Below are 2,118 nucleotides of genomic sequence, written 5' to 3'. Positions count from 1 at the left end.
TGTACAAATCGTGTTACAATATAGGTATGATAGGGAGGGACTAAAATGTCCAAATATACAGATTATAATTTTCAACCGTTTTTACTAGAAGCTATAAATAAATTAGGCTTCCAAGAACCAACACCAATTCAAAAAGAAATGATTCCACTAGTCTTAAAAGGTAAAAGTGCAATTGGTCAAGCGCATACAGGAACTGGGAAAACACATAGTTTCTTAATACCAATTGTTGAAAAAATTGATGCTAGTAAGCAAGCAGTTCAAGCAATAATTACTTCTCCGACTAGAGAGCTCGCAACTCAAATATATAAAGAGTTGAACAAGTTAATTGAAGGCACTGAAATCCAAACTAAGCTATTTATCGGAGGAACTGATAAAGCTCGTTCAATCGAAAAGTTAAAAACACAGCCTCAAATAGTCGTTGGTACTCCAGGTCGACTTCGTGATTTAACAGTTGAGCAGGCACTCTTAGTTCATACCGCAAAAATATTAGTGGTAGATGAAGCCGATCTAGCATTTGATTTAGGTTTTATCAATGAAATCGATCAGTTTGCATCAAAAATGCCAGATGAATTAGAAATGTTCGTATTCTCTGCTACCATACCAGAAAAACTACAACCATTCCTTAAGAAATACATGGATTCACCTGTGCATATTAAAATAGGTGACAAACGTCCGGTCGCTGATGGAATTGACTTTACTGTTGTCCCTGTACGTAGTAAATCTCGTAAAAAAAGATTATTAGACGTTATTGAAGGTATTAATCCTTATTTAGCGATTATCTTTGCTAATACGAAACAGAATGCGGATGAAGTAGCACACTATTTACAAGGAAACGGCATAAAAGTTGGCGTTGTTCACGGAGATGTTTCTCCACGTGATCGTAAACGAGTGATGAAGCAAATACATGAATTAGAATATCAATACATTGTGGCTACTGACTTAGCAGCTCGTGGAATCGATATTCCAGGAGTAAGCCATGTCATAAACTACGAAATACCTGATGACCTTGAATTTTTCATTCACCGAGTTGGTAGAACTGCCCGCGCAGGACTAACTGGAACAGCTATTACCTTATTTGAGCCATCTGATGAAGATGCTTTAAACCGTATTGAAAAGATGGGGATTACATTTGAGCATAAAGATGTAAGTAATGGCGAATGGTCTGAATTGAAAGAGAGACATGCGAGAAAGAATAGAACTAAAGTCGAAAATGAGATAGATGCAAAAGCAAAAGCGTTGGTTAGAAAGCCTAAAAAGGTTAAACCAGGATATAAACGAAACATGAAATGGGAAATGGATAAAGTTAAGAAAAGAGAACGTCGCATCAAAAACCGTAAGAAATAAGGGGGAACTTCCATGCTACTAGGATCACATGTTTCCATGAGTGGAAAAGAAATGTTGCTAGCTTCTAGTAAAGAGGCAGCGTCGTACGGTGCAAATACATTTATGATTTATACGGGTGCACCACAGAATACGCGCAGAAAACCAATAGATGAGTTAAACATTGAAGCTGGCCTTGCGCACATGAAGGAAAACGGCATAAATAATATTGTCGTTCATGCACCTTATATTATTAATTTGGGCAATACAACGAAGCCAGAAACGTTTGCTTTAGGTGTAGACTTTCTACAAAAAGAGGTAGAGCGCACTGCAGCTATAGGAGCTACACAAATCGTATTGCATCCTGGTGCACATGTTGGTGCTGGTGCTGATGCTGGTATACAAAAGATTATCGAAGGCTTAAACGAAGTATTAAGCTCTGACTACCCTGTGCAAATTGCTTTAGAAACAATGGCGGGTAAAGGCTCTGAATGTGGTAAGACCTTTGAAGAGCTTGCACAAATATTTGATGGTGTGAAAAATAATGAACGCTTGTCGGTTTGTATGGATACGTGTCATATACATGATGCCGGATATGATGTTGTGAACGATTTTGATGGCGTCTTAAATCATTTTGATCATTTGGTTGGAATTGACCGATTAAAAGTTCTACACATCAATGATAGTAAAAATATTTGTGGAGCAGCTAAAGATCGTCATGAAAACATAGGGTTTGGTGAAATTGGCTTTGATGCATTGCAATATGTAGTGCATCATCCACAGCTGATAGATATCCCT

The 2,118-nt window shown here is 37.6% G+C and carries 2 protein-coding genes; both read left to right on the top strand.

Features of this window, described 5'->3' with window-relative positions:
• Window positions 1–45: 45 nt before the first annotated feature.
• Window positions 46–1,344, top strand: a complete 1,299-nt coding sequence (locus AC06OU_RS09620) for a DEAD/DEAH box helicase (RefSeq protein WP_169358083.1) — start codon at window positions 46–48, stop codon at window positions 1,342–1,344.
• A 12-nt stretch (window positions 1,345–1,356) separates the two neighbouring features.
• Window positions 1,357–2,118, top strand: a 762-nt coding sequence (locus AC06OU_RS09615; RefSeq protein ID WP_475855453.1) for a deoxyribonuclease IV, incomplete at its 3' end; no start/stop codon positions are given.

The sequence above is a fragment of the Psychrobacillus sp. genome (assembly GCF_056205495.1).
The sequence above is the reverse complement of the archived record's forward strand: the minus strand, read 5'-3'. Positions and strand labels throughout refer to the sequence as shown.

Coding starts and splice junctions, on each gene's coding strand:
- AC06OU_RS09620 (WP_169358083.1), top strand. CDS start 46: ATGTCCAAATATACAGATTATAATTTTCAACCGTTTTTACTAGAAGCT.